Below are 24,391 nucleotides of genomic sequence, written 5' to 3' on the forward strand. Positions count from 1 at the left end.
TGTGTGGTAATGCTTGAGCTTCTGGACGAAGTGTGCGAACGGGCTCGCCGCGCAGGCCAAGTTGGTCGGCGAGTGGGTCTTGGTTTGACATACGAAGGATTGAGCGGCGGATTCTATCGGGCAAAGACGATTTCGCAGCCCTCAAACAGGCCGGAGGAACTGTATCCCACATTGTCGGCGTTGCTCGACCGGCATTGGGATGGGAGTGGTGTGCGTGCGGTATCCGTATCTCTCGACCTGCTGATATGGGATACAGCGGTGCAGTTGTCCCTGTTTGATGATGTGCCGCGGCGAAAGAGGTTTTGGCAGGCCGTTGACGGGATTCGCGCGCGTTTTGGTGAAACGGCTGTTATGCGTGCCAGCAGCTTGATGCCTGCCGGGCAGCTTCGTGAACGCGCGCAGAAGATTGGGGGTCACTGGGCGTGACGTCGATCCGGGACGGTAACATCTTTGAGGCCATGCGGATTCTGCTTCCAGAACACAGAGCAACAACGCAACGGTATCGTGAATGGAGGTCGCGCAGGCGGCCACCGGAGCTGTCTGCGGACGAACTGTCGGAGATGCAGTACAAACTGTCGGAGGCGATTGAGCTGCGCCGGCCGGTGAGACTTGTGCTGTTTCATCCGGACGAGGATGTGGTGATTATGGGCGTTCCTGAGTTGAAAGGAGGACGTTTGTGGTTATGGCGGGATGATGGAAACCGCGTGCTGGTGGATTGTCGTCGGTTGATGCGAGTTGAAACTCGCTGTTGATTTTGGGCAAAAAAAATCCCGCAGCAGCGGGTGTGTTCTCAGGCATCGACATCATGCATCAACCCATCCTGGCCAGACAGCCATTCCCGCGACACCTTGGATTCAATGGACGATAGAACTTCGGCTGCAAATTCGCGTTGCCCATTGAAATTGTTATATTTTCCAATTGCGATGTCCTCCAACGCCCCAACCGCCTCCCGCAGCGCGTCGGCTAAGGTGTGGATGGTTTCTGCATATGCTTGCGGTGTACGTGGACCGTTTTTCACTTGTTCAGGCGTCAACATCCGCTGTCGCTCCTTTCTCCCCACGAACCTTGGCGAGTGTGTCGCGGGCGATTCGCTTCATTTCATTCCCGAATTCAGTAACACTCGCGAATCCCATAGACATCGTTGCGTTTGCGATCCGTTCCAACGCCTCCAGCATGAGGGCGTTTTGTGTGTTTGCCTCATCGGCACGTTGTTTCCATGTCTCCATCAGCCCAAAGGACTGTTTTAGATGTCCAATAATGCGTTTTGCTGCACTCGGTGCTGTCTCTTTGGTGATCATTCCATGTGCATCAATTGTTGAACGCAGCGCACCTACGATCTGCCGCTCAAATAAAGGGCGATTTATCACTTCTTTACTCAACTCCGCATTCCGCCGTTGCAGGTCCCGTATCGTTGCCACCAGATCCCGCAGGCGCTGCGCTACAATCTCCGTGATCTGATCTGCTTCAGACCCGTCGCCGGGAATCGCCATAATCATGTCGGCTACCGTCTCCGTGCGCTGGATCTCGTCGTCAGTCAACACGTTTCCGCTCATCGACTTCACCACCTTCTAGGAATTGGCGCGCCCGGTGGCCGCCGTCAGTCTGACGATAGGCATAGAATTCGATCACACGTATTGCCTCCAACAGCTTCTGCGCCAGCCACGGGCCTTCGGTGCGAGATGTGGCAATGAATTTGGCGTCGCTTGAACGCCAAATGTCACCTGTGATACCGCGCACAATCGGATTCAAACCATTAGTACCAGCCGACCATGGCCCCTTCGTCGCCTTCTCAGCCAACTCCAGATACTTCTCAGCACGTTCGCGGATACTCTCCATTACGCCATCATCCCCCTGTACCGCTCCCGACTCCGCAGTCCCTGCGAATAGTGATACCGCACCGCATCCCTCGACATCCCGGCCAACTCTGCGATCTCCGGCCAGTCCAGCAACTCCACCGCCCTCATCATCAGCACCGCCACCTGCGCTGGCTTCAGCGTCCGATCTAATTATCCAACAGTTCTATAGATATTTGGCGCTATTTAGGCGCCAATATATCTCCGGAACAATGTAGACAACTCCCGCTTCGGTGCAAGTGAGCATACACATCAATCCTCCAGCGCAAAATACCGATTGCACTTAACTCCCCTAGGAGGATGATGGACAGTGCCGAGTCGCAACCAATACGTTTCTCCGCAAGTGAGGAACACCATCGAGCAGATGAAATGGGAGATTGCAGCGGAGTTCGGCGTCAATTTGGGGCCCGACACCTCTGCTCGGGAGAACGGCTCCGTGGGCGGCGAAATCACGAAGCGGCTCGTGGCGTTCGCGGAGGAGCACATGTTCGGGCAGATGAGGAGATAGGTGGTGGTTGCGGAGGCCCTGGCGGCTGGGCGTTTCGCCGGCGCGTCGGCGGATGTGAGCAACATAGGCTGGATCGGTGGGCCAGGATGCGCATGGGATACAGTCTCTCCTCCTGGACCCACCCTATCTTAAGGCCGGGGTTCCCATATGCGAATACAAACGCCCCCACGCCCCCTACACAGTAGTGAACATACCCCTGTTAATGTGTTTCAGTTAGGTTTCAGGTATTCGTTTTTCTGGTCGATGACGACTTCCTTGCCGTTGAATCTGAATTCAGCCAAAGCACGTAATACAGACGCTTTCACCACGAACCCCATCCCGGTGCCTGGTTGGGTATTGAGAGAAAGGGATTCCTTAATGTCTTCGATGGCATTGTTGAATTGTTTGATATCCATGTGATTTCCTCCTTATCGTCTCTCTATTCCAAGGAAATTCGATAACACTCGATAGCGCCCGGGCCCTTTGGGCCAAACCTATAAAACCCCTGTTCGCCTTCCCACACCTCATATCCCCTGGAACATTGAGTGGGCCAAATACCGAATTTCCCCTCGCCTAATTATTCAACAGTTCGCTAGATGTTTTGCGCCATCTGTGCGCCAATATTTCCACGGAACGAAACCGCCCATTCAGGCGGCCTCAAGCCTGCACAAACCGGGACAACTTCCGTTCCTTGTCGACGTATTCGCAGAAAGCTCAGGCTCGCCGAAGTTCTCCTTCCCGAATGTGTGGAAGGGGCATACAAAAAAGTCCTCCTGCGCAAAATACGATTGCACTTAACTCCAACAGGAGCAGGAGGGATCGGCGGGCCAGGGTGCGCATGGGATACAGTCTCTCCTCCTGGCCTCACCCTAATCATAAGGCCGGGGTTCCCATTTGGGAATACAAACGCCCCCACCCGCCGCTATGGGATGGGGGCGCGATCATGGGAATGTACCTAACCCGGTGTCGGTGTAGCCCGAGCGAACCAACACATCCATGGATGATTCTCCACCGCCAGCCCCTCCGTCGCTGGCGGCATTGACAGCCACGGTTGCTGTCCTACCCACCTGATATTATGGGCGCATAGCCTTGAAACTAAATCGAAAGCCCCAAAGCCACGCTCAAAACGTCCTGGCCTCTTATTCAACTGCCTGAATGCACTCCGGCACGTCGTTCCGAGGATTCCCGACGAGTTTAGGCACGCGGTACCAAACCATATCATCGGCAGGGTAGGGCTCCAGGATCGGCAGCAGTTCGTCCAGACTGTGTGCGGCACGGTCAAGGTACAGGTCGTAGTCCTGCTTTCGAAGTATTACCGGCATCCGGTTGTGTAACACCGACATGGCAAGATTGGACTCGCACGTGAGTATGCTGCACGTGGACAGAGGACCATTTGGCGAGTCCCACGTATCGTAAATACCGGCAAGCCCGAAGAAGTCGCTGCTCTTGACTCGGATTCGATACGGCTCCTTGGTGTTTCGATGCCACTCGTAGTACCCGTCGCACGGCACAATGCACCGTTTGCGCTCCACCAACCGCCGCAAGACAGGATTGACTTTCAGTGTCTCCACCCGCGTGTTAATGGGCTTCGGACCGCCTCCGTCCCACGCCGCCGGCTGAAGCCCCCATTTGAGCGCCCCGAACCGGCGCTCGGTTCCGTCGGAGAGGATGGCCGGGATCTGCTGGCTGGGGGCGATGTTGTAGCGCAGCGGATAGTTAGCCGTGACTCGACCCAGGCGGAAAAACTTGATAACCTCCGACCAGTCTTCGTACGCGAAGGAAAAGCGGCCGCACATCCTCAGTCACCCCTAGCTTATCCAACGGCACTCGGCCGGATCTTTGCCTGGTACAAACCCGCGGAACGCAACCGTACGAAGGTGGTGCCGTTCCGTCCGTTCAAGGTACTGTATCTTGCAGCACAGGACGGGCGCAATCCATTGCACATCGCGGTCCTTCGCCGTATGGATCTCCTTTGCTACCTCAAGAAACGCCGTTTTCTCTTCAGCTTTGAACCCGTATTCCACCACCGCCACTGGCTTGTTCCGAACGGTCGGAAAGTGTAGGCCAACGACAAGGCCAAACTGTGGTTCGCGACGATACCCGAGGATTACGGCGTCGATCTCCTTCCAGTTCTTGATCTTCAGCCAGTTTGTCGTCCTCGTATCGGGAATATACAGGGAATCCTTACGCTTGGCGACGATGCCTTCCCAGTTCCTTTGCTCAGTCAGCCTCTTCATTTTGATACCGGCTCCGTCAACAAACATCGTCGGTGTGAGAATGTGGGACGATTGGACCAGGTCAAAGAGTCGCTGCTTGCGGTACAGGAGCGGTTCGTTCATGTGGCTCCTGTCGGTGTACAGTACGTCGAACGCAACAAACGTCACGGGGTGCGTTTGCATGGCCCGATGAATGCGGCGAGGATCCTGGATCCGGCCGCGGTATTGGAAGTCGTCGAACACACTCCGGCCGTCACGGAGGCAGATGCCTTCACAGTCGAGAACGGCAGAATAGGCACGGATGGCACTCGCAACCTCACGGAGTTCCGGGAAGCGGTCTGTGACAATCCTGCCGTTGCGTGTGAAACCCTCCACACGGTCTCCCTGCTTGTGCAACAGGATCCGCCAGCCGTCCCATTTGGGCTCGAAGATGTAATTGGGATCGTCGAATGCTTCCATGTGCATGTTCGGAAGCATGGGATTGATCGGAGTAAACAGCATAGGCCTCACCTATGTCGATCGTGGCAGTGCTGCAGGGATTTGGCCATAGGGGAATAGTGGTAACAGGCAGCTAAAAATGTGCGGAATCTGTTTCCATCCGACAAAGGACCGCCTAAGTATCGCAAAAATCTGTCCTTTTTGGGGCGGTCATCGTCTTCCCTGCCGCCACAGATCGGCCAGGAATCGCTTCTCCATCTGACGCATGGCGGCTAGGTGTGCGTGAGCCTTGACCCACCCCCGCCCATCGTACACGTCGCGGTAGCGATCGTACACCTCTCGATAGCTCGACCGGTGCATGATCATCCGCGTGCCGACGAGGTACATGGTGGTTTTGAGACGCGGGTTGTAGGCCGTCGCGACGCCCCTCTGCCTGCGCTCAGCCTTTCCCTCTTTCACAGCAAGACCAGCATACCTCCACAGCGCCGGGATCGAGCGGAAACGCGTGACGTCTCCGATTTCGGCCATCATGAGAGCAGCTAGGACAGGCCCGACACCGCGCACGCTCTCAAGCCACGGCCATTGAGGATGCTTCTGCACTGCATCCGCCATTCGGCGAGAAACCTCTTTTTCGAGATCAGCCAGGGCTGCTTGAGAGTTTTTGGCGTCGTCATCCTTCGAAGCTATACGGCTCAGACTCATACGTGCCCGTTGGATCGCCCTGTAGCTTCGAGCTAAACCGGTCAATGACACGATTCACGCCTCCAATAAAGATGCCAGGCGCAGAATGAGTAGGTGCCTCGCGGCACAATAACATCAGGCGCCTGGCCTCTATCAGTATACGACACTGCGCATCTGGCTATCACTCGAACGCGATTCGCAGCGCCTCCTCTGTTGGCTCCTCCGCGTGCGCCCAAAAACGGCGAATAGCCTCCTCCAGGCCGTAGAGATCCACATCCGACAGCTCACGGATCTTGTTGACCAGGACCTGCCCATCTATCTCCCATTTGCTGTCCAGGTGGTTGAACCGGATTGCGTCCGCCACCTCAGCCCATATCAGGTGCGGCCGGTCGAGCATCATCCCGTTGCACGCGTCCATCACCGCGCAAATCTCAGACGCAGAAAAGCGCTCCCGGAGACTCCGCCTGGCGTCGTCTACCAGGCGGAAGTAGCGGTACAGAGCCCGCTCGATGGCGTCGTTGCGGCCCTCGTAGACCTCCGCAGACTGCTCCAGACGAGCGATCAAGTCTTCCGGGAGACGAACGGAAAGTGGTTGCTTTGGCATCTTCGCCCTCCTATCCCTCAGCAGATGGTGCGCCCGTCTGGACCGCAGCCAGGCCCGTAGATGATGGCCGGGTGCGCTGCCCTCGCAAGCCCCCGCTCCTCCAGCTTCCCGAAGACCCGGTATGCCGTTTCCATTGCGTCCTCATATGTCCTGTGCATCCGCCGATACCGAGGGAAGCGTTGCACCCGCGCACTTCCCCAAAAAGTTAACTCGTACTTCATCGTCTTCCTCCCTCTGCCCGATGTGCGGGCATGTCATGTATTTCGTGGGCCGCCGAAGCGGCCCGGGAATGCCTCAGTCGTGGAACGTCTGCCAAAATTCTTCCCACCCGGCGCCATCCGGGAGCAACCGCAGCCTCCGCAGCGCTTGGTCCGCGCTTCCGTTCCACTCGGCGGCATCATCGTACAGGCGAACTGTCCGCCCATCCTCCGCCGTGGCTACTACCACGCTATCCGAGGGGCCGAGGTTAGAGACCCCGACTCGGTCCAGCTCGGACTGGATGACAGCCTCCACGCCCGCCATCTGGAACGCCTCGGCTTCATCCCGGGTGTCGAAGAACTCGACCCGCTCCAGCGAAACCTCTGAGTCGTCCCAAGCGACCCATCGTCCGTCTGGCAATCGCGTGATGTACCACGTCACATCCCCGTTCTGCAAAACCGCCTGGGACGCCTCGAACAGCTGCGTCTCAGATCCGAAGCCGAGCGCCTGCGCAAAATCAAACACGGTCATACTCCTCGTCTCCTTCTCCCGTCTCGAGCGGGTTTGATTCACTCGGCCCAGCCCATCACTTCGTCGACCTGGCCGATCACGTCTTCCCAGTCGACCGGCCCGTAGTTGTACTCGATGAGCGGCTGAGTCAGGCCGTACCGGATGCGAAGCTCATCCTTCACTGACGCCTCTCCGTAGCCCAGCCACGCCTCCTTGCCAATGTCCTGCGCGATCTCCGCCAACATCTCGGCGAGCGGTCGCCCAGCAAACGTCAGTATGCCGACCTCTTGCGGCCGTCGCACCCACACGATCTCGGTCGGCAGAACCAGCACGGCGCCCTCGTCCGCGTCGAAATCCTCGTCCTCTGACTCCTCACCTTCCAGAGCGACGACCACCACATCGTTCATGTCGGCACCGCGGGACTGGAAGTACCTCTCCAGGCCCCGGAGCGTGCGGCAGCAGGATACCCCGCGCCTCTCGTCGAAGCCGTCCCACACTGTGGACCGCCAGTTGCTCGGGTCGAGCAGTTCCTGCGGATTCCGGCTTGCCTCCTGGATGCGGTAGTACGTCACCGTTTTCGCCTCCGTTTCCGTCTTTCTGATGTCTAGTATATCCAAACTGTATGACGCATGCAATACGAACAGCATACGAACATATTGTGAATTAATTGTGTCTACCGTAGCCAACAAATATCCCCGCTTGCGCGTGGCTATCGACAAAGCCCCCGCCGACGGGCGAGGGCCGAGTTCAGTGCCTGCGCAAGTAATCGATGATCTGCTCCTTGGTCCATATCGGGCCGCTTGCCAAGCGGATGACCGGCTCCGGAAACGCGCCGCGGCGAATATACGTCACCAGCTTGCGCTTATCCCAACCCAGGAGTTCCGACGCCTCCGCAACGCCGACAAGCGGCGGAATCAGTTTCCCAGGTGCATCTCCCGGAAAGCGGACTCGGAGATGACTTGGCGCGCCGACGAGTGCTTGTCGTATGTCTCGCCGTCCGGCATGACCTCGATCACAGTGGCGTCCAGTGTGGTAGTGACCGCCATGTCGCTTTCGGTCACCAAATACACGGACTCGTTCCCGCGCCGAATCCAGAGCAGGTGACCGCCCTGCTCCTCCCAAGTCTGCAGCGCCTCCCGGGCGTCCTCCGAGTACGCTCCGGCCGGAGCGTTTTCTGCCGCGATGGCGGCGTGCAGTTGTTCCACGAGCGTCACCATATACATCGTCCTCCTTTGGTTAGTCCCATCGGATCCCGACTTCAATCCAGCAGGAATTCTCGTCGCACGTCGGATCCGGTCTCACGCACCCACACGATCCGAGTAGGCCGGAAGAGTTCCCAGTCCTCATCCGGGTCGTATCCCACGAATTCGCCTTCGTAGCAGACCAGAAGCGGCAGGTGGATGCCGTTCAGCGTCCGAAATTCGCCGTCCATGGGCGGCTCTTCTTCGAATGATTCGAGCGCGCACAAGCCATCCAGGTACTGCGCCCAGCCGTCGCCGCATGGTTCGAGGCCCAACACTCGGATGATGGCATCCTGCGACAGGTCGGCTCCGTCGCGGTCAAAGAGGAGATACTCGACATCCTGTTCTGTCTCGACCTCGATACCTACCTCGGCCGCCACTTCGCGGACCGCCTCGAACCGTTCACGGGGCGGCAGGGCGTACTGCAGGAACGTGATCGGGTCCGCTCCCGCATATGCCCACCGCCGCACCGACCGGCCGCGTTCTAGTGCTGCCTGGGCCTGCTCCATTGATTCCTCCGTGCGGACGAAGTACATCATCTCTCATCATCCTTCGTCGCCCTTGTTGACTTTATCATACGCCAAATGTATGATAAAGTCAACACCACAAGTGAAAAATCTATAGACTTAGAAAAATAGACTTAGAAAAATGCCGATTCCAGCAGCTAAGATGCTGACTTCATTACGCACCTTTGGCGGAGCCCAGAAGAGCACCAATTGCGCCGCCAGATCGAACCCCAAGCCAAAGATGAGCGCGATTAGTACCATCTTTACTATCTGCATACATCAACATCCTCCCGCACTCAGTTTCGAGTCGTTCGTCATCTCGTCTTATCCTCGATGTCATTGTATCGTGTAATACGAACATAATACGAGCGTAATACACACGTTATATCTGATTGTTCTGGCGAAATTTCCGTTTAAGATAATCTCCGTTTCTGCATTTGCATCTCTCCCGATTCTCCCCGCTTGGCCGCCGGGGAGACTGATTTTTCCCCGCGGCTGGGGATCGGGAAAATAAAAAGGCAAGCGCTAAAAGGCATCTCGACACTTGGATTGATCCAAGAATCCAGACGCTTGAAGCGCTTGCCCTTTAACTGCCTTCGGCTTACGCCGTCCAGCGGATTCCCTACTACATCTTTGCGACTTCCTTCACCCCGTCACCGGTCGCATTCGGATGATCAACGGGGGATCCAACATCTGTCCCCGGATACCGTCTCGTTCAGTGAGACTGGCTGCTTCGTATTCGGGTAATCCCATCGACCTGATTGCCAAGGTGGTGATGGGAAGATGATAATGCGTCACAGACTAAAGCGACCTCGCAGAGCGCCCCGACTCGACAGTTGCTGGACCTTTCCAGGAAAGTGGCGCGCCTTTCCATCGCTCACTTAGTGAGGATCCAGAACTCCGGCACTCACCCTCTTAGGGGCTACAACGTGCCTTCAAACATCTTCTGAGTACAAGGCTATCATACTTCAGAATTATCTCAAGCGCAAAACATCTGAGGAAAAATTGACGCTTTGATAACAAAAGTAGGGTGAGATACCCACGAATCTTTGATGGCGAGGGCATTTCTTCTGAGAAAGATATATCATGATAGTTGATCCTACACGGTCCTGGGTTGCATCAGAACAACCATCTCACGGAAAGCCCAATCGAGGATTTGTTGTCATATTGCGGGGCCGCTTGTCAAGAAATCCGTATCAAGCATTCGAGCGAAAAAACATTTATAGCATTTGTTTTCATATGTACGGGACTCATTGGTCATCGGGAGGCAGTAACCACTGCATCAGAAAACCCAGTTAGGACTTGTATCTTGGCTCGGGAAACCGAATGGCTGAACATCATCAGTCTATCCCGGCGTGGAGACCCCTGCCTTTAGGTATGAGGAGGAAGCGCCGCCATCAGCAGTGGCATGGCTGCTACCGGCGGGCTGCTGTCAGCCAGCCTATCGTGCCAGCTGTAAGGCTAGGTGCAAGCCCCGCCCTTAAGGACTGGGGTAGCTTACGTCGTTTTCTGGTGCAACAAGCAGGGCAATGAAATCCTTCACAACGGCCAAAGATGACAACAAATCCTCACGTAAGTTTTCTGATGCAACCCGGCGAAGGGTGGGAAAACCGGTGAGAGTAGCGAAATGGAAACAAGTTGTAACACAGGTTTTCTGATGCAACATCGCATGATGCAACACCTTGGCCGCCCGTACATCGCATGGAAACAAGTTCTCACATAGATTTTCTGATGAAACAATCCGGGCGGTCAGTGGCTCTGGGAAGGCGATGGAAACAAGTTCTCAAGGTAGATTTTCTGATGCAATGTTGGCTGAAGACATCACCCATGTTCAAGCCGAGCTATGTAAACAAGTCCTCAAGTAGATTTTCTGATGCAACGAGCGTCAGCCTATCGCACAGTATGAGCTCACTTTTATGTAAACAAGTCCTCGTGTAGATTTTCTGATGCAACAAGGTCATCGGTCCCGGATAGGCAGGTCTCAAGCATGTAAACAAGTCCTCATGTAGATTTTCTGTGCAACCCTTCGTTTACGATTACGTATTAGACCTCATATTCCCAGAGTTGCGTCGTATCGGATTGACACCATGCCTCCGTGTGGACAGCCCCGCCAGCGCTGAGTTGGATGCAACGCTCCCACAGTGTGCCCCATCCCCAAGTGGTTCCGGAAGCTATCCCCCATAGTGTAGCCATCTGAAGCCACACGTGACCATCTGCCACTACATCCGGCCGACCGTGATACATGACTTGGCCCACGAATCCATGACATTCGAGTTTGTACCCCTGACGATTTGTATGTGACGTCTGCATTACAGACCCATACTGCATGCCAGGAACCAGTGAAGACTCGTCATACCAGATGAAGCTGTTGGGTGCCAGCTTCAGCGAGAACCACTCTCGTGCCATGGTGGAGAACTTCTGTCGCGTTAGTGGGATGAGCACATCCATGCGCGGCGGTTGGCGAAAGCTGAAACGGATATTCTTGCGCGCCAGGTACTTCAGTGTGTTCTCGGCGTAATAGACGGGCGTGATGAACTGCACGTACAGTGTGTCTCCTTCCGCCTCCTCGTAACGGACAGAGACGTGTTCCGCCTCCGGGTATGCGAATCGCACAACGCTTTGCATCTCTTCATCTACCGCAGGCACCCATGCGATTCGCACGTGTTGCCCATCCAGGTCAGGAAAGACACGATATGGGCTGGTCTTTCGCACGCGATTGTCCCACCAAGCGGGCATTCCTGCCGGCCGGCGGGCCAACAGGTCACCTATCTTGGATCTAACCAGACCCGCATCTGTTCCAGGAATTCGAACCACCTTTGTTTCGACCATCATTTTCTGAACAGCCTCTTTTGGGCTGAGCGTGTCAAGCATTCTGCGCTTCCTCCTCCCACACGACGGCCGCCGGTGCAAGGACTGCACCTGCCTGTTGAATCGTTCGCTCAAGTGCGGCGTTGAGGCGACGTGTAAGACGATTGTCGATTGGCGGAACCTTGGCTTCTCGCACCTGGCGTACCATTTCATCCGGGTTTTTTGCCATCACCGTCAGACTCGTCTTGGCCCGGGTTAAAGCCGTGTACAAAAGCCGCGGATCCTCATATGCCTCTGGCATCACGACAAGAACGTGGGCTCGTTCAGCGCCTTGCGCCTTGTGGATGGTGAGTGCATATGCTAGAGACCATTCATCAATGGCTTCCATCTCGTCCAATGTGGTTTCGGTGTCATCGTCAAATCGGGCCGTGATGACGCCATCATCGACGCTTACAATGACACCCATCTCACCGTTTTTTCGACCAGTGGTGTAGTTGGGAGCGTTCTGCACGATGCGCAAGCCCGGGCGCCATTTGACGTCGCCGCCGAGAAACCAGCTATTGATCTGCTGTTGACCAATGGTCCGCGTCTCCGTCGCATCCCGGAACGGCGTCAGAATCAGCCAATCAGTCGCATCAAGACCGCCATGTTCCTCCACCCACTGCATGATCTTCTGCCGCCAATGCTCTTCGGAGTCTGTCTCAATGGCAATCGCATTTATTACCGGCGGATGCCATGTCCATGGCTGGTCGATGTCCCAAAACCGGTGCGCCACTTCAGCTAATGAGCCAGCTGAACGATGAGGAACCGACAGCGTTCTGGAGGCTCTTGATACGATTGGATGAGTCAGACAGGTCCGGAATGGCTGACCGAATCCGACAGGTGGCAGTTGATTCGCGTCCCCGATGAAGACCACACGCAGATTGTGGTGTGTGAGTGTGGACCACACAATCGCGTGGAAGGTTTGCAGGTCGCACATGCTGGCCTCGTCAACCACTATCCATTGGTCCTGTCCGGAGGCCGGGAACGACCCTTTCTCCACACGTGACGAATGGTTAAATAGAGCATACGCGGAGTGAATGGTGAACGCCTGAATATCTGCCACGTCACGCAAGCGCTTGGCGGCAAGGCCCGTTGGTGCAAGACCGGTAACGGCATCGTTCATACCGAGCTTGCGGGTCGTGTCTGCCAAGGCCTTCACTAATGTGGTTTTGCCCGTCCCGGGCCCGCCTGTGACCATGGTCAAGGGCTGTGTCCACATGGCTGCCAGGGCTTCCTCTTGTGAGGTGTCTAGCGCCAATTCACTGACCAGCGAGGACCAATTTTGCGGCAACGAAAACGAGGGCCTGCGTATGTGCTCCGCCAAGGCCTCCGCGATCTGAATTTCTGACCAGTAGGCCCACTGTGGGTACAGGCGCAGTTTTCCGCCAACTTCCTGGTGAACTGCGGGAAACGGCGTGTCGAGTCGTTTGTCAGACGGATAAATCGCCCTCCAGTTCTCAACGAGTCGGCGCGCGTATTCTTCTGCTTTGCCGTTGTGCCGGCCGAGGTACCGGGCGGCCAATTGCACGGCGGCGCTGGATTTGGCGATGCGGATCACGGAATTCCCCGATTGCCACACGTGCCCGCATGCAGCAACGAAAAATCCTCGAATCCGCTTCTCTTCCAAGCGTGTCTCGTGAGCGTACTTGGCGTCGATGATCGCCAACTCAGGCAGAGACAAGGCTTGGCCGAGTACATATGGGTTCGTCTGAATTTCCTCCACACAATGCTGTATTGACGTAGCGTGATTGTGTGCAATCTCCTCGACGGCGTTGAGCAGAGTCCCGTATGGAATGCCCGTTGATAATACCTCGTTCAAGTGTTCGTGGATGAGCCCGTGGATTTGGTTGCGGCACCACCGCGCGGTCCACTTTCGAACGGAATCAGGGATGTCCAACGGTGCATTGAGCACCCACTGAGGAGTGGGAAACGACATGTCTTGTGTCAATGCACCTTCTTCTCTCGCTTTCATGACCGCGGCCAAAAAAATGCGTCCGTAAGGGTGCTTGTCCAGTTCCGACATCCAGTTCGACGAACCGGAGGACTTTTTCACTCTGATTCCCTCCATACAGCGTCGTAACTGCGTACTCGGCACAGTACGGGCTCGTGATGGAAATACGGTGGCTCGATGGCGTGGGCGTCAAGGATTCCTCGGAACCCGTTCTCTCTTGCATAAGATTCTGGAACGGGTCGGAGAACAAGACTGTCAACGCCAGCGATTGCGGAGTTGAGATCCGGCCGGCGTCGCAAGATTGCTCTGGCGATCCGGCCCATCCCACGCTGTCCCTTTTGCCCCACGTACATACCAGGAAGTCTCTGCGCTAGGCGAGCGAACTCGTCCACTTGCTCAGCGTCCACATCGACGAAGAAGTACAGGAGCGGGACAGACAGGTACGTGTATCGTACCATGGCACCGCGGAGAATCCCTGAGCTGGTCTCAATGGGTTTGAAAAACCACGGGGTGCCCTTGAAAACCGCTTCTTCCCCAGTTTCCATGGTTGGTGCAAAGAGTGCTGACACCGCCCAGAACTGGCCATCTTGAGACTCGAAACGTCTCACTGGCAAGGAGATTGGTTCCCATTGGTCCGGATCGCGCCGGTTTGCCGCGTCCGGATACAGTTCCCGCGCACGTGCTGCGAATAAGAGTGCGTCTCCCATCAAAACGCCCCTGCGCGGCAGGAAGACTGGTGCCTCCAAAAAGAGGCGGACCTCGAGGATCACGACACGGACACTTCCTTCATGGCGACGTAGAACGGCTCCTTATGGGTCAGGAGGAAGTGCAGCATGTCCCTGTTTTGTCTGACATACTCTGTGAACATTGACGGATCCAGACGTTCATCTTCCGGAATTCGTTCCCAGGACACGAGGCCAAATCCGCTCTTGGATTTGCCGCCGAAAAACGGCCGGTTGCGAAGCCGCTCAATTGCCAAACCCATCATGCTCCAATCCATGGGCGTTGCATTGTCGTGGAGCGTGAAACGCACGACAAACGGATAACCAGGCAGCACATATCCGTGAGTTACCGGCATGTTGCGGAATGGGTTCTTTTTGCCCTCTTGGTCATCAGACACCACTTCAGGCAGTCCGATGAGGGAAGGCATTTCCGGCATGCGATAGGTTGTCCAAGCACCGTTGTTGGTGAAGCTGTCCTTCAGTGCAAAGTCCTCAAACCAATCGTCCGGGAGCGTGGGAAAGAGAACTCGTAGCTCGTTTGAAGCCGGATATGCGTGTCCCAGGGCGCACCGACTGGTAATAAATTGACCTCCAACGACACCACCTAGCAGACCAAACATCGGCAGCAGCTGCTTAACCTTCTCCACATCATCCAACGACAGACGCACCTCGTTTGTGATGAGCACCCCGCCACTGGTAAGCGTGTGGTACGTGATCTTCTGGCCGCGCGTTCCATGTCCGTAGAAGGACACAGGATCGATCCCCAGTTCCTCAAAGAGATACCCGGCCAACTCCCGGCGAATACGGCCGCCGAAGCTGTTGCCGGAGAGCACCGGAGCCTCCACGGGCGCTTCCTCACCCGTGTACACTTTGAGGGTTCTCAGTATTCCGCGGGACTCACCTTCCTCTCGCCGCGATTCAATCGATTGGAACAAGGGGGTGAGAGTGCGAAAACGCAGGTACAGATCACTCGGCATGGGATTCCATCTCCTTTTTCCGGTGTGTCATGATAATGGCCCGAGTCCAATCTCTTAGTGCTTCCTCTAACGGTTCGAGAATGGGATCGAGCGTACTGCGGATCTCCTTTGGCTTGGGGTACCCATTGATGCGCCAGTCATTTTCGAGCGCCGCAACGCGCTCCGCGATATCTGCTGGCGCGTACATTGGCTTGGAACGCCAAACAATGATCCAATTCGGATCGTAACAAACTTTCCCACGGAAGATGGTGTGCTTTTGCTTGTACGATCCTTCGACCGCGACAGCCAAGAGCGGGCGAATGCGAGGAATCCTGTACCACGGAAGCTCATATGTGTCCCACGGGAAGAACGAGGTGAAATCCTCACCTTTTGTGCCATATGCGAGGAAGCTCCACGCATTTGGTGCATTCTGCAGTCCAAATGTGAACATGAGTGCGCATGACTCACACAACCAGGGCGACATGACTGGGAAGTAGTCATGGTCAGTAAATGTGGTCAGCAATATGTCACTTCGTGCATACGCTTGTCGTACGCGACGAGTGCAAAAGGAACACCGGGCGTCCACATCGTGAGGGGGATGGTCGATCTTCCAGTCGGTACGAGTTTTAACGTGTTCGGCAAACAGGTCGGAAAGAAAAATCAATTTTCCACCTTCTCTGCATGTTCTATCGCAAGTTTGGGGAAGCGCTGTTCCCTGCGTCATTTCGTTTCCTGCTGTAATTGGTGGAGTCTAAGTTTGCGGTACATTTGTGTTGCGGTAGCTACAATTATCCAAGCCCGACTACTTAGTAGGTGGCCTTTGGTATCCATTGAAAATCCCTCCCGCTTGGTTTGAACATAGCACAATTCTATATGGCTCACTGTTCGACTTCTTGTCGAAGTGCTTTTCTTTCGGGCAATTAACGTTTATAGTCCTTTTCGGTCACATCAGTGCATCGTTTCGGGCACCGGTTGGACGTTATGTCGGGCATCGGTGGGATGTCAAGTTCGTATTCTGCGTGTTCAATTAACCATCGCCCATAAAACACCTTGGCAAGTCCAATGACCGCAAGAGCGACGATCAGGTAGAATAACCATTCGCGCAGAGACAGAAGGCTATGAAACGTAAGCATACCCAACCACAGGATAGCAATCAGTGTGGCGCCGAAAATACGGAGAATTCCACCTTTAATTTGGCGTTTTCCATCTTTGACTTGGTCTTCGTCGAGGACTCGCTTAATCACCGTGGTACCTCCCCACTGTTCACGAGTGACTCGTAGTGACTAACTGGGTATACTGAAAGTATACCAGTTCCGTGGGGGCGTCGAGTATGTTTCTCTACCGGTCGAGGGTGAAAGGTAGGGACTATGTTCAAATCTGTCGCTCTGAACGTTTGGAGGGGCGTACAAAGCGCCGGTACGTGGCTGCATTGGGATCAGTCCCGACGGCGTTAGAGGAAGTCACTCGGGCCCTGAACGGCGAAGAGCCGGTCAAAGACATTCTGCGTCAGGTCGAACGCACCCGGCTGCTGGAGTGGAAAACACGTTTGGAGAACTGGCTGGCGCCGGGAGTGACCAATTCGGCCGGCTTTCCGGTCCAATCCAATACGAACATCTCTCACCTGCTCGAGCGAGAAGGAAGCGGTAAGCACGTATCACCAGACATCCTGATGTACTGGCTTCAGGTATCCCAATCCTCCTTGGGAAGGGCATCTAAGAGAGCGCCAGTCAGAATCCGCATGTTTGAACACGATTACCCTATCGGCCGGTGGATAGAGACTGCAAATAGGGTGCGCGTGGAGTACACGTGCAATAAACCGTACTTGGACATCGACGGACACGAGTATCCGATACACGTTGTCCTGGTAGTGACTAATCTGCGTGAGAAGCCCTATTTTGTCCGTTTCAGCGTGGTCTGCGCTGATGGAACAAGGATTGAAATCATCCGGAGGTCGAAGTTCAAGAAAGACCTTGCACCAGAAGTGAAGCGGTGGAAGCTCGATAACGCATAATACGGGCTGATTCCACTCGGGTACATACCCACACTTGATATCGTTCGTGTCATCGTAATCGTTCCGCTTCGACCTTTCGAAGGTATTTCAACAGCACCGTGCCATGCCATCCTCCCTGGTCCCAATTGATATAGGCACTCTTCCCTGTTAGGGACAGTCCGTCTATGGTGCCGCGCCCCCATTCCGGGTGCAGTCTGTGGACCACACGGTCGCCTTCTTTGAATGGCGGCGTCTCAAAGTACGCTGCAATCCTTGCTCGCAGCTCCTCGGTAAGGCCTTCTTCATGAACCCGACGCAATAGTTTCTCTGCTTCAGTCATGTCTCATGATCCTCCTTTATCCTGCGAAATTACGTCAGCTACCCCAGCCCTAAAGGGCGGGGCTTGCACCTAGCCTTACGGCTGGCACGATAGGCTGGCTGACAGCAGCCCGCCAGTAGCAGCCATGCCACTGCTGGCAAGGTACTTCCGGGCAATGTTGCGAGCCGCGTTCAAATCAGCATTCAGTTCAAATCCGCAGTTCCGGCACAAGAAGCGTGATTGCGTCCGTCGGTTAGAACGGTGGACGTATCCGCAACATGAGCACATCTGCGACGTATGGCGAGGGTCAATGCCAACGACAACGCAACCCTTCTCCACCGCCTTGTATTTCAGGAACGAACGTAATTGTGCAAACGTCCACGAATGCAAGCGGCGGCGGGACTCTCGTCCGCGTTGCTTGACGCGCGTGCGGATGTGATTCAAGTTCTCGACGACAATCACAGTGCCGGGTTCAACGGAATCGACGATACGCCGACTGAGAACGTGGTCGCAATCGCGGCGGAAGCGGTGAACCTTCCCGGACAGGCGGCGCAAATGCCGCTTGGCCGAGCGAGTGCCTTTCGCCTGAAGCGCACGCTTCAATCGGAAATACCTGCGGTCAATCTCTTTCCAACGCTTCTCACCGAGGAAGTTGGCGGTGGATGTGACAGCGGGATGGTTCAATCCCATGTCCACGCCGACGACATTCCCGGTTGGGGAGAAGGAGGCATCTGGAATGGTCACCACGAGATGCAGCCAAAACCGGCCCTTTCGATAGACCAGATCGGCGCTATCGAAGCCAGTAGCTTGAGCGAGGAGACGATCCGCATGTGGATTGCGAGCGAATTCAACCGACTGACGGCTTGCAACCGTAGAAAGGCTGACAACACTCGCGTTCGGGTGAAATGTGTATGTCCGCGCATCGTACCGGATCGGGACCAAGTTCCCGTGGGGGCAAGACGTCTTGCTGCCTTTCTTCAACCGGTTCAAAGCGGACTTGACGGCCTCCGTCGCACGCACCCGCGCGGCAATCAAAAGTTGCGCAGGCAAGTCCGGATGTTCCACACGGAGAGTGCGGTACGTCTCGTGGTGCAGCGTCACACCGTTCTTACAACGCTTCTGCCAGCCAACAGCACAGACAGCGTTAAAACAAGCGGTGTGCTCCACGAGGGTCCGCAACAGAATTTCCTCCTGTTTGGTTGTGGGTTTCAACAACAATCGGATCGTTCTCCTCATATTTCATACCCTAGCACATTTCGCAGAAAGAGGATGGCGACGCTCCTCCCCATGCCTAAAGACAGGGGTCTCCGCGCCGGTATAGACTGATAAGATATCCGCTTACGCCGCTTTTTATGTACATCTCGTTCGCGCCCGACAGAAACATACACTTCGTGTGCGTTGGGTTCATGTGTATGGTCATGAACCCCAGCCCTAAAGGGCGGGGCTTGCAGTTGTAGCCTGCGCTATACCGCGTACGGCTGCATGACTTCAGCCCTACGGCGAATGTTCACCGCAGCGATGGTGTCGGCTGGGCCAGCGAACCCACATTCGACACACTCAAAATTATCCCTTGTGGGGCGATTGCGTTTGTCCGCATGACCGCAGCTTGGACATGTTCGAGATGTATTGCGCGGATCGACGAACACCACGGGCACACCCGCCAAACGTGCCTTGTACTCGATGAAGAAGCGAAGCTGATGGAATGCCCAGGAATGCTGGGTGCGACGCTGAGCCTTGCGAACCGTTATCCGGTCACGAATGCCCTTGAGATCTTCAAGTGCAATCCCGCGCCCGGTGTCTTTGGCTTTCGCAACCAGCACTTTCGCAATGCGATGGTTTACGTTGGTGGCGAAACGGGCTTCCTTGCGGCGACGCTTCTTCAGCAGACGCTTGGCAGACTTTGTGCCTTTCGATTGCAGGCGTTGGCGAAGGCGTGCGTGGCGATGGCGCAGTCCGTTCACGTGCCCTCCAGAAAACACCTCGCCGTCGCTGTCTGTCGCGATGTTCTTAATGCCCAAGTCCACGCCAAGAAATCCATTTGGAGCACCTTGTGGTGGATCTGGGACATCCACAACGACAGCGAGGTAGAAGGTGCCATCGCGGTAAATCAGGTCGGCTTGTCCACGAATCCGCTGGAGGCGTGCAGCCTGGTACTCGCCAAACAAAATGGGGACCAAGATGCGGCCGCCAAGCGTTAGGATGGACACGCGATCAAGACCTTTCCAAGAAAGGAGGCGTTGGTCATATACGATGGCGCCATGCGGCTTGAATGTCGGCTTTATCGACTTGTCTCGCTTGTACGCTTCGCACGCCTTAGCGATAGCACGGACGGTCATTTGGGCTGAAAGCCCAAATTCCTTGCGGATACTGTCGTACACGAGCTTTTGCAACCGGATCTTGTTTGCAGTGCGATGTTCGAAAGCCACTTCCGCAATCGCATTGCAAGCCGCATTGAACCGTTCCATCGTCTCAAGCAACGCTTGGTGCTGTTCAGTTGTGGGTAGCAGCTTGACCATCAACGTCAGGTTCATGCCGTTATTATAGCACAAATCGTTCAATACAATAAGAGCGCGTTTCCTCCCCATGCCTAAAGACAGGGGCTTCCGCGCAAATCATATGGTGAGTTCAACACACTATTCCGATTTTAAATCCTTTGTAGAACCCTTGTCCCCCGAACGTGACCTTTCGCAGCATTGAACCAAGCGGAGGTGATGATGCATGCTGCCGCTCGTTTCAGCTGCGTTAACCATCGCCCGGGCCATGCGGGGACTAACCATTCCGGAGGTTGCGATCATGGCCGGGGTGACCCCGGACGATGTGTTTGACGCTGAGAACTTTCTCGAAGACGTACACCCCGCTACCGTCCAGATCATCGCAGGGGCACTCGGGATTGACCTGCGTTTGGTGGAGAAGTCTTTCTAACTCAGTTCGGCGCAGGGCCTGTTTCAAACCAGGTCCCTGCGGCCGCCCGGGATGAGTTGGAGCTGGGGACGTGTGGGTTCCACCTGCACGTCCTTTTCGTCGTCATCGAACAATCCGAGCGTCATCTGCTCGATCTCGAAACGGCGCATGGGGGTTCGACAGAATTTGCAGTACGAGTCTGAGCTGGTTCTGCCGCACTTGGGACATTGATTCGTGATTATCACCATTGGCTATCCCTCGTTGCCTCGCTGTAGCTGTACATGAACGGATGTTTGTTGTGGTCAATGGGTGCGAAAAGTCCGATTGGCCCAGGTTACGAAATCGTCCAAGGACATGACGCGGATGTTCTTCCCGGCTACATCAGCGCCATACAGTCGTTCCTGTGCCGCACGTTTGAGCCAATCCATGGCCCCTTTCTTTGCTCCCGAACCGCCAAGAACGATAAAAATATCCTTTTCTGGCATGGCCTCGATGGCATTGAGGTAGACGTACGGGTACTTCTCGTCTACGCTTCCCGAGGATTGTTGCCATTTGCATTCGATCCGAATGCGCAGGTTGTAATCTGCTGAGACGAGCAAGAATTCGGTCTTGCCCTCGTGGCCATAGATCGACGTGTACGGTGCGTGTTGGAGTAGCAGCTCGGTGCCGTATCGTTCCGGGCGCTTGATGTACTTGGAGAACGGGACGACCGTGAAGCCCTTACTGGTCATGACTTCGCGTATCATCCGTTCCAAGACGGTGCCGGAACTGTTTGCGAATCCACCCTGGGTGCTCGGACGGTTCATTGGTGCGTACCTCCAAAGAGTGCGAGAACTTCAGTTGCTGTTCCCCGGTTTTCTCCGTCGCAGCTGATGAAACGACGCACCTCGAGGTGCTCCACATCTGCCGCGGCGTACGCGTTTTCCGTGAAATCCGTCGCGTGATTGGAGATGAGGACCGGGATGCCCCGCTCTCCAAGCGTCGTAGCCAGGCGTGCCAAGTCCCGTTGGTCGTCCGGTCCGAATCCTCCGGCCGCGTAGTCAGTAAAATTCGCGGTGTCCGAGAGTGGGACGTATGGCGGGTCGCAGTAGATCACGTCACCAGATTGGGCCTGGCGCATGACCACGCGAAAGTCTTGGCACACGAATATGGCATGTTGAGCTTTCTGCGCGAAGTACCGCATTTCCTCTTTTGGAAAGTACGGGCGCTTGTACCTTCCAAATGGGACGTTAAATTGGCCACTCGTGTTGTACCGGCACAGGCCGTTGTATCCGTGACGGTTGAGATACACGAACAGGGCGGATTTGCGCCATGGATCCGTTGTCTCGTTGAACTCTGCACGGAGCGCGTAGTACCGCTCAGACGTGTTGTTCTCGGGTACGAACAACGTCTCGCAGTACGTGATGAACGAATCTCCATGTTGTTTGAGTGTCTCGTAGACCTGGATGAGGTCTTGGTTGATGTCGGACAACACGTACTCTGGGTAGTCCGTGTTCAAGAAAACTGCACCTGAACCTACGAATGGCTCTATGAGCCGGCGTCCAGGTGGCAATCGACGTTTGATATGCTCAACGATGCGGTACTTCCCGCCGGCCCATTTGAGGAATGGTCGCATATACCTCTCCTTACGTCGTTGACGTCGTTGGCGGAGGTTTGAGCTCCGACCTGTACTTCATTCTACAGGACAAGCCATGGCTGCGCTGGAACAGCCGGGTTAGATTCGGTTGGCTATTCCTGCAGCACACGGAGATATCTGGAGAGTTCTACGGGCTCTCCGCCGTATTGCTGGGCAGCCATGAGATACAGGTTCTCCTTGGCGCGGGTGATGGCAACATAGCACAGCCTGGTTTCTTCTCTGAGGCTGGGGCCGGATAGGGACTTGCGATGAGGAAGTATTCCCTCAACCAGGTCCACCACGAAGACCGTCCACCATTCGAGACCCTTGCTCTTGTGGATGGTCATGAGTTGAACCGCATCATCCTTGGGTTGCCTGGACTTCTCAATTACCCAGTCCACATACCACAGGAACTCCGGCACCGTTTTGTATCTCGACGCTGATCGAATGAGCGCGTCCACCCATGTGACTGGTTCGTCATCGTCTTGTTGGCGCACTACTGTCGGGTGCGTTTGGACCAGCCATCGCAATGCTTCTGCGGGGTTCTCGTAGCGACTTAGCTCCTCCACGGTTTCGCGAAATGATCGGCACTTGGGGTGCGCCATGACCGCTTCCCACCCGCCGGCCTTTACCTCGTCCACGACCTGCTTTGGGATGAATCGTCTTGGGCGGTTGAGCAGTGGTATCCAGGTTGCAGGATCCGAATGGTCGATGGTGACACGGAGATAGTCCAGAAGCGTCTTCACATCTCGGTTCTCGTAAAAATGCTTGTCCCCCACGACCTGGTATGGTATGTCCTGCTCAGCCAGGGCTTCTTCGTACGCGCGAGACTGAACGTTTGTGCGGTACAAGATGGCGTATTCGCTCCACGGAATCCGGGGGTACCGCTCATGCAACCGTGCGATTTCTTCGGCCACGAATTTGGCCTCTCCCCAGTCCGATTTGGTTGTGATGATTTCCGCGGTGGATGTGTCCTCCGATACTTCGCGCGCCGCATGCACGCGTTTTTCGATTTGGTGACCGCGGTTTAGGGCTATCACTCGGCCGGCAAGTTCAAGTATCAGGTCGTGCGACCGATAATTGATGTCGAGTACGATCTTCCTGGCATCCGGAAATTCCTTCTGGAACTGAAACATCAGATCCGGCCGGGAGCCTCGAAAACCGTAAATGGCCTGAAAGTCGTCGCCAATCACAAAGAGATTTCGTGTGTTGCGTACGAGCTCCAACAAGAACAGCCACTGCGAGTAGTTTGTGTCCTGAAATTCGTCGACAAGCACGTATCTCCAGCGGCGTCTCCAACGGTCTCGAAAGTCCGAGTTGGTCTTGAAGAACCTGAGTACGTGCAACAGCATGTCGTCGAAATCAAGGATGTGCCGTTCGGCCTTGAGCGCCTCGTATGCAGCATACACCTTTGCCAGTGTATTGTCCTGAACTTGCTCCGGCATAAGGGCCTCTGCTTTGGCCCGGGATACGTTCGTCAGGGCCTCCTGTGAGCTGGCGTATAGTGGCCCCACGCCGTGGGGATTTAGGTTGCTCGGTTCAGACAGTACAGTATCCATGAGCCAGGTTGGGTCTGCGGCAACTTTCCAGTCGTCCTTCAGGAACGATTTGAGCATGCGATAGGCTACAGCGTGCATTGTGCCAATGGTGACTTGTTTGGCTGCATCCCTTCCCACCACGTCTACGAGTCGGGTTCGCATTTCATCGGTCGCCTTGCGAGTGAACGTGCAGGCGAGAATTGAACGCGGGTCGACACCGCTTTCAATCAGGTACTGTATCCTTGCGATGAGTACGGCCGTTTTACCGGATCCTGCGGCGGCTATCACCATACATGGTCCATCTGTGTGTCGGGCTGCCTCCTGCTGAGCGGGATTGAGTTCTTGAAGTGACGGCACGTAGAACGTACTCCTTTCCCAGTTGGCGTATACCGCCTCTGCAGGGTCGGGCGTCGCCGAGGTTGTTGAAGTTTGTACAGACTCCGGGATTGACGGAAACCTGAAAATGTGGGTAAAGAATCGCGGGCAGTCTGGGGCGTGCTTGCCGCGAGGGTTCGTTACGAGGCAATAAGCCGGAGGACGCGTCTGATAACGGCGAATGTGCATGCGTACGGGTCGTTCGGGTTTGCACATGCACAAGAGTGTCGCGTTTTCGCGGTACAGGTCCTGGAGGAGTTCCTGCATGTGTCCCGGACCGGTTACCAACTCGGCATAGTTGAGCCGGATCGTTCCTCGACTTGTTGACGCCTCAATCCACCCCGCCATGGCGTTCGCCCCCTCGATCCCATTGTGGTATGAGGCACTTCGAGGAAGGACGCAAAATCTGTGCAATCCCCATGTAAGGGTGGTTTCAAGTT

At 55.5% G+C, this 24,391-nt stretch carries 30 protein-coding genes; 5 read left to right on the top strand and 25 right to left on the bottom strand.

What is annotated here, in order from left to right:
* Both BM357_RS12460 and BM357_RS12465 read left to right on the top strand, forming a co-directional pair.
* On the top strand, positions 1-426 hold a 426-nt coding region (locus BM357_RS12460), incomplete at its 5' end, for a DinB/UmuC family translesion DNA polymerase (RefSeq protein ID WP_483869894.1).
* Positions 423-752 (top strand): YolD-like family protein, encoded by a 330-nt coding sequence (locus BM357_RS12465; RefSeq protein WP_245783983.1) that lies wholly within the window; start codon positions 423-425, stop codon positions 750-752. The genes BM357_RS12460 and BM357_RS12465, both read left to right, overlap by 4 nt.
* A 38-nt stretch (positions 753-790) precedes the next feature.
* Here the strand turns inward: BM357_RS12465 and BM357_RS12470 are convergent, their stop codons facing one another.
* From BM357_RS12470 to BM357_RS12485, 4 genes are read right to left on the bottom strand one after another with little or no spacing between them, the layout of a single operon-like run.
* Positions 791-1,036: a hypothetical protein gene (locus BM357_RS12470; RefSeq protein WP_074953861.1), complete on the bottom strand. Its 246-nt coding sequence runs from the start codon at positions 1,034-1,036 to the stop codon at positions 791-793.
* A complete protein-coding gene (locus tag BM357_RS12475) occupies positions 1,023-1,553 on the bottom strand; it encodes a hypothetical protein (RefSeq protein WP_074953864.1) in 531 nt (176 codons plus the stop codon). The genes BM357_RS12470 and BM357_RS12475 overlap by 14 nt, the downstream gene beginning before the upstream one ends.
* Positions 1,531-1,836 carry a hypothetical protein gene (locus tag BM357_RS12480; protein WP_074953867.1) on the bottom strand — a complete coding sequence of 102 codons (306 nt, stop codon included), beginning with the start codon at positions 1,834-1,836 and terminating at the stop codon, positions 1,531-1,533. Before BM357_RS12480 ends, BM357_RS12475 begins: the two co-directional genes overlap by 23 nt.
* The gene (locus BM357_RS12485; protein ID WP_281245601.1) at positions 1,836-1,994 is read right to left on the bottom strand and encodes a sigma factor-like helix-turn-helix DNA-binding protein; all 159 of its coding nucleotides are present in this window, start codon (positions 1,992-1,994) and stop codon (positions 1,836-1,838) included. The genes BM357_RS12480 and BM357_RS12485 overlap by 1 nt, the downstream gene beginning before the upstream one ends.
* Positions 1,995-2,163: 169 nt before the next feature.
* Here BM357_RS12485 and BM357_RS12490 point away from each other — a divergent pair, with 169 nt between their 5' ends.
* Positions 2,164-2,361 (top strand): alpha/beta-type small acid-soluble spore protein, encoded by a 198-nt coding sequence (locus BM357_RS12490; RefSeq protein WP_074953870.1) that lies wholly within the window; start codon positions 2,164-2,166, stop codon positions 2,359-2,361.
* Between the two features lie 209 nt (positions 2,362-2,570).
* On the opposite strand, the gene BM357_RS12495 is transcribed toward BM357_RS12490, so the two are convergent.
* The 15 genes from BM357_RS12495 to BM357_RS12570 form a co-directional block, all read right to left on the bottom strand.
* Positions 2,571-2,756: a hypothetical protein gene (locus BM357_RS12495; RefSeq protein WP_074953873.1), complete on the bottom strand. Its 186-nt coding sequence runs from the start codon at positions 2,754-2,756 to the stop codon at positions 2,571-2,573.
* 723 nt (positions 2,757-3,479) lie between these two features.
* Entirely contained in the window at positions 3,480-4,136 is a 657-nt protein-coding gene (locus BM357_RS12500) for an SOS response-associated peptidase (protein ID WP_074953876.1), read from the bottom strand.
* 12 nt (positions 4,137-4,148) lie between these two features.
* Entirely contained in the window at positions 4,149-5,057 is a 909-nt protein-coding gene (locus tag BM357_RS12505) for an ATP-dependent DNA ligase (protein WP_074953880.1), read from the bottom strand.
* A gap of 147 nt (positions 5,058-5,204) precedes the next feature.
* Positions 5,205-5,747, bottom strand: a complete 543-nt coding sequence (gene tas / locus BM357_RS12510; RefSeq protein WP_074953883.1) for a TIGR-Tas system RNA-guided endonuclease — start codon at positions 5,745-5,747, stop codon at positions 5,205-5,207.
* Between the two features lie 109 nt (positions 5,748-5,856).
* Complete coding sequence (locus tag BM357_RS12515; RefSeq protein WP_074953886.1) at positions 5,857-6,279, bottom strand: hypothetical protein; 423 nt, start codon at positions 6,277-6,279, stop codon at positions 5,857-5,859.
* 294 nt (positions 6,280-6,573) lie between these two features.
* Positions 6,574-7,008 (bottom strand): hypothetical protein, encoded by a 435-nt coding sequence (locus BM357_RS12525; protein WP_074953892.1) that lies wholly within the window; start codon positions 7,006-7,008, stop codon positions 6,574-6,576.
* A gap of 38 nt (positions 7,009-7,046) precedes the next feature.
* A complete protein-coding gene (locus tag BM357_RS12530; protein WP_074953895.1) occupies positions 7,047-7,559 on the bottom strand; it encodes a hypothetical protein in 513 nt (170 codons plus the stop codon).
* A 342-nt stretch (positions 7,560-7,901) separates the two neighbouring features.
* Positions 7,902-8,204: a hypothetical protein gene (locus tag BM357_RS12535; protein ID WP_074953898.1), complete on the bottom strand. Its 303-nt coding sequence runs from the start codon at positions 8,202-8,204 to the stop codon at positions 7,902-7,904.
* A gap of 41 nt (positions 8,205-8,245) precedes the next feature.
* On the bottom strand, positions 8,246-8,767 hold the full coding sequence (locus tag BM357_RS12540) for a hypothetical protein (RefSeq protein WP_074953900.1): 522 nt from the start codon (positions 8,765-8,767) through the stop codon (positions 8,246-8,248).
* Positions 8,768-8,854: 87 nt separating this feature from the next.
* On the bottom strand, positions 8,855-9,010 hold the full coding sequence (locus BM357_RS19895; protein WP_175511523.1) for a hypothetical protein: 156 nt from the start codon (positions 9,008-9,010) through the stop codon (positions 8,855-8,857).
* A gap of 1,767 nt (positions 9,011-10,777) precedes the next feature.
* A complete protein-coding gene (locus BM357_RS12545) occupies positions 10,778-11,605 on the bottom strand; it encodes a hypothetical protein (RefSeq protein WP_074953902.1) in 828 nt (275 codons plus the stop codon).
* Complete coding sequence (locus BM357_RS12550) at positions 11,598-13,637, bottom strand: ATP-dependent DNA helicase (protein ID WP_074953905.1); 2,040 nt, start codon at positions 13,635-13,637, stop codon at positions 11,598-11,600. Before BM357_RS12550 ends, BM357_RS12545 begins: the two co-directional genes overlap by 8 nt.
* Positions 13,638-14,301: 664 nt before the next feature.
* Positions 14,302-15,234, bottom strand: a complete 933-nt coding sequence (locus BM357_RS12560) for a hypothetical protein (protein ID WP_074953911.1) — start codon at positions 15,232-15,234, stop codon at positions 14,302-14,304.
* Complete coding sequence (locus BM357_RS12565; protein ID WP_139234707.1) at positions 15,224-15,937, bottom strand: hypothetical protein; 714 nt, start codon at positions 15,935-15,937, stop codon at positions 15,224-15,226. Before BM357_RS12565 ends, BM357_RS12560 begins: the two co-directional genes overlap by 11 nt.
* 196 nt (positions 15,938-16,133) lie before the next feature.
* Positions 16,134-16,457 carry a hypothetical protein gene (locus tag BM357_RS12570; RefSeq protein ID WP_074953918.1) on the bottom strand — a complete coding sequence of 108 codons (324 nt, stop codon included), beginning with the start codon at positions 16,455-16,457 and terminating at the stop codon, positions 16,134-16,136.
* Positions 16,458-16,543: 86 nt separating this feature from the next.
* Here BM357_RS12570 and BM357_RS12575 point away from each other — a divergent pair, with 86 nt between their 5' ends.
* Positions 16,544-17,224 carry a hypothetical protein gene (locus BM357_RS12575; RefSeq protein WP_074953921.1) on the top strand — a complete coding sequence of 227 codons (681 nt, stop codon included), beginning with the start codon at positions 16,544-16,546 and terminating at the stop codon, positions 17,222-17,224.
* Between the two features lie 49 nt (positions 17,225-17,273).
* Here the strand turns inward: BM357_RS12575 and BM357_RS12580 are convergent, their stop codons facing one another.
* The 3 genes from BM357_RS12580 to BM357_RS12590 form a co-directional block, all read right to left on the bottom strand.
* The gene (locus BM357_RS12580) at positions 17,274-17,543 is read right to left on the bottom strand and encodes a DUF3553 domain-containing protein (protein WP_074953924.1); all 270 of its coding nucleotides are present in this window, start codon (positions 17,541-17,543) and stop codon (positions 17,274-17,276) included.
* Positions 17,544-17,618: 75 nt separating this feature from the next.
* The gene (locus tag BM357_RS12585; protein WP_175511524.1) at positions 17,619-18,740 is read right to left on the bottom strand and encodes an RNA-guided endonuclease InsQ/TnpB family protein; all 1,122 of its coding nucleotides are present in this window, start codon (positions 18,738-18,740) and stop codon (positions 17,619-17,621) included.
* 245 nt (positions 18,741-18,985) lie between these two features.
* Positions 18,986-20,107 carry an RNA-guided endonuclease InsQ/TnpB family protein gene (locus BM357_RS12590; protein WP_245783984.1) on the bottom strand — a complete coding sequence of 374 codons (1,122 nt, stop codon included), beginning with the start codon at positions 20,105-20,107 and terminating at the stop codon, positions 18,986-18,988.
* Between the two features lie 208 nt (positions 20,108-20,315).
* Between BM357_RS12590 and BM357_RS20495 the strand changes: the two genes are divergently transcribed.
* Positions 20,316-20,444, top strand: coding sequence for a hypothetical protein (locus BM357_RS20495; protein ID WP_281245599.1), 129 nt, complete (start codon positions 20,316-20,318; stop codon positions 20,442-20,444).
* Between the two features lie 281 nt (positions 20,445-20,725).
* Here BM357_RS20495 and BM357_RS12605 read toward each other — a convergent pair whose 3' ends face one another.
* The 3 genes from BM357_RS12605 to BM357_RS12615 form a co-directional block, all read right to left on the bottom strand.
* Positions 20,726-21,229: a PD-(D/E)XK nuclease superfamily protein gene (locus tag BM357_RS12605; protein WP_074953938.1), complete on the bottom strand. Its 504-nt coding sequence runs from the start codon at positions 21,227-21,229 to the stop codon at positions 20,726-20,728.
* Positions 21,226-22,038 (bottom strand): Dam family site-specific DNA-(adenine-N6)-methyltransferase, encoded by an 813-nt coding sequence (locus BM357_RS12610; protein ID WP_074953940.1) that lies wholly within the window; start codon positions 22,036-22,038, stop codon positions 21,226-21,228. The genes BM357_RS12605 and BM357_RS12610 overlap by 4 nt, the downstream gene beginning before the upstream one ends.
* Positions 22,039-22,151: 113 nt before the next feature.
* Positions 22,152-24,299 (bottom strand): ATP-dependent helicase, encoded by a 2,148-nt coding sequence (locus BM357_RS12615; protein WP_074953944.1) that lies wholly within the window; start codon positions 24,297-24,299, stop codon positions 22,152-22,154.
* Between the last annotated feature and the right edge of the window lie 92 nt (positions 24,300-24,391).

Source organism: Paenalicyclobacillus macrosporangiidus, assembly GCF_900116805.1.
GTDB classification, from domain to species: Bacteria; Bacillota; Bacilli; order Alicyclobacillales; family Alicyclobacillaceae; genus Alicyclobacillus_H; species Alicyclobacillus_H macrosporangiidus.

Bases quoted from the DNA above. Each gene is read 5' to 3' on its own strand.
- BM357_RS12605 (WP_074953938.1), bottom strand. From the start codon at position 21,229: ATGAACCGTCCGAGCACCCAGGGTGGATTCGCAAACAGTTCCGGCACC.
- BM357_RS19895 (WP_175511523.1), bottom strand. From the start codon at position 9,010: ATGCAGATAGTAAAGATGGTACTAATCGCGCTCATCTTTGGCTTGGGG.
- BM357_RS12615 (WP_074953944.1), bottom strand. From the start codon at position 24,299: ATGGCGGGGTGGATTGAGGCGTCAACAAGTCGAGGAACGATCCGGCTC.
- BM357_RS12590 (WP_245783984.1), bottom strand. From the start codon at position 20,107: ATGGGGAGGAAACGCGCTCTTATTGTATTGAACGATTTGTGCTATAAT.
- BM357_RS12580 (WP_074953924.1), bottom strand. From the start codon at position 17,543: ATGACTGAAGCAGAGAAACTATTGCGTCGGGTTCATGAAGAAGGCCTT.
- BM357_RS12470 (WP_074953861.1), bottom strand. From the start codon at position 1,036: ATGTTGACGCCTGAACAAGTGAAAAACGGTCCACGTACACCGCAAGCA.
- BM357_RS12500 (WP_074953876.1), bottom strand. From the start codon at position 4,136: ATGTGCGGCCGCTTTTCCTTCGCGTACGAAGACTGGTCGGAGGTTATC.
- BM357_RS12610 (WP_074953940.1), bottom strand. From the start codon at position 22,038: ATGCGACCATTCCTCAAATGGGCCGGCGGGAAGTACCGCATCGTTGAG.
- BM357_RS12505 (WP_074953880.1), bottom strand. From the start codon at position 5,057: ATGCTGTTTACTCCGATCAATCCCATGCTTCCGAACATGCACATGGAA.
- BM357_RS12525 (WP_074953892.1), bottom strand. From the start codon at position 7,008: ATGACCGTGTTTGATTTTGCGCAGGCGCTCGGCTTCGGATCTGAGACG.
- BM357_RS12565 (WP_139234707.1), bottom strand. From the start codon at position 15,937: ATGACGCAGGGAACAGCGCTTCCCCAAACTTGCGATAGAACATGCAGA.
- BM357_RS12495 (WP_074953873.1), bottom strand. From the start codon at position 2,756: ATGGATATCAAACAATTCAACAATGCCATCGAAGACATTAAGGAATCC.
- BM357_RS12545 (WP_074953902.1), bottom strand. From the start codon at position 11,605: ATGCTTGACACGCTCAGCCCAAAAGAGGCTGTTCAGAAAATGATGGTC.
- BM357_RS12475 (WP_074953864.1), bottom strand. From the start codon at position 1,553: ATGAGCGGAAACGTGTTGACTGACGACGAGATCCAGCGCACGGAGACG.
- BM357_RS12575 (WP_074953921.1), top strand. From the start codon at position 16,544: ATGTTTCTCTACCGGTCGAGGGTGAAAGGTAGGGACTATGTTCAAATC.
- BM357_RS12540 (WP_074953900.1), bottom strand. From the start codon at position 8,767: ATGATGTACTTCGTCCGCACGGAGGAATCAATGGAGCAGGCCCAGGCA.
- BM357_RS12480 (WP_074953867.1), bottom strand. From the start codon at position 1,836: ATGGAGAGTATCCGCGAACGTGCTGAGAAGTATCTGGAGTTGGCTGAG.
- BM357_RS12535 (WP_074953898.1), bottom strand. From the start codon at position 8,204: ATGGTGACGCTCGTGGAACAACTGCACGCCGCCATCGCGGCAGAAAAC.
- BM357_RS12515 (WP_074953886.1), bottom strand. From the start codon at position 6,279: ATGCCAAAGCAACCACTTTCCGTTCGTCTCCCGGAAGACTTGATCGCT.
- BM357_RS12560 (WP_074953911.1), bottom strand. From the start codon at position 15,234: ATGCCGAGTGATCTGTACCTGCGTTTTCGCACTCTCACCCCCTTGTTC.
- BM357_RS20495 (WP_281245599.1), top strand. From the start codon at position 20,316: ATGGCCGGGGTGACCCCGGACGATGTGTTTGACGCTGAGAACTTTCTC.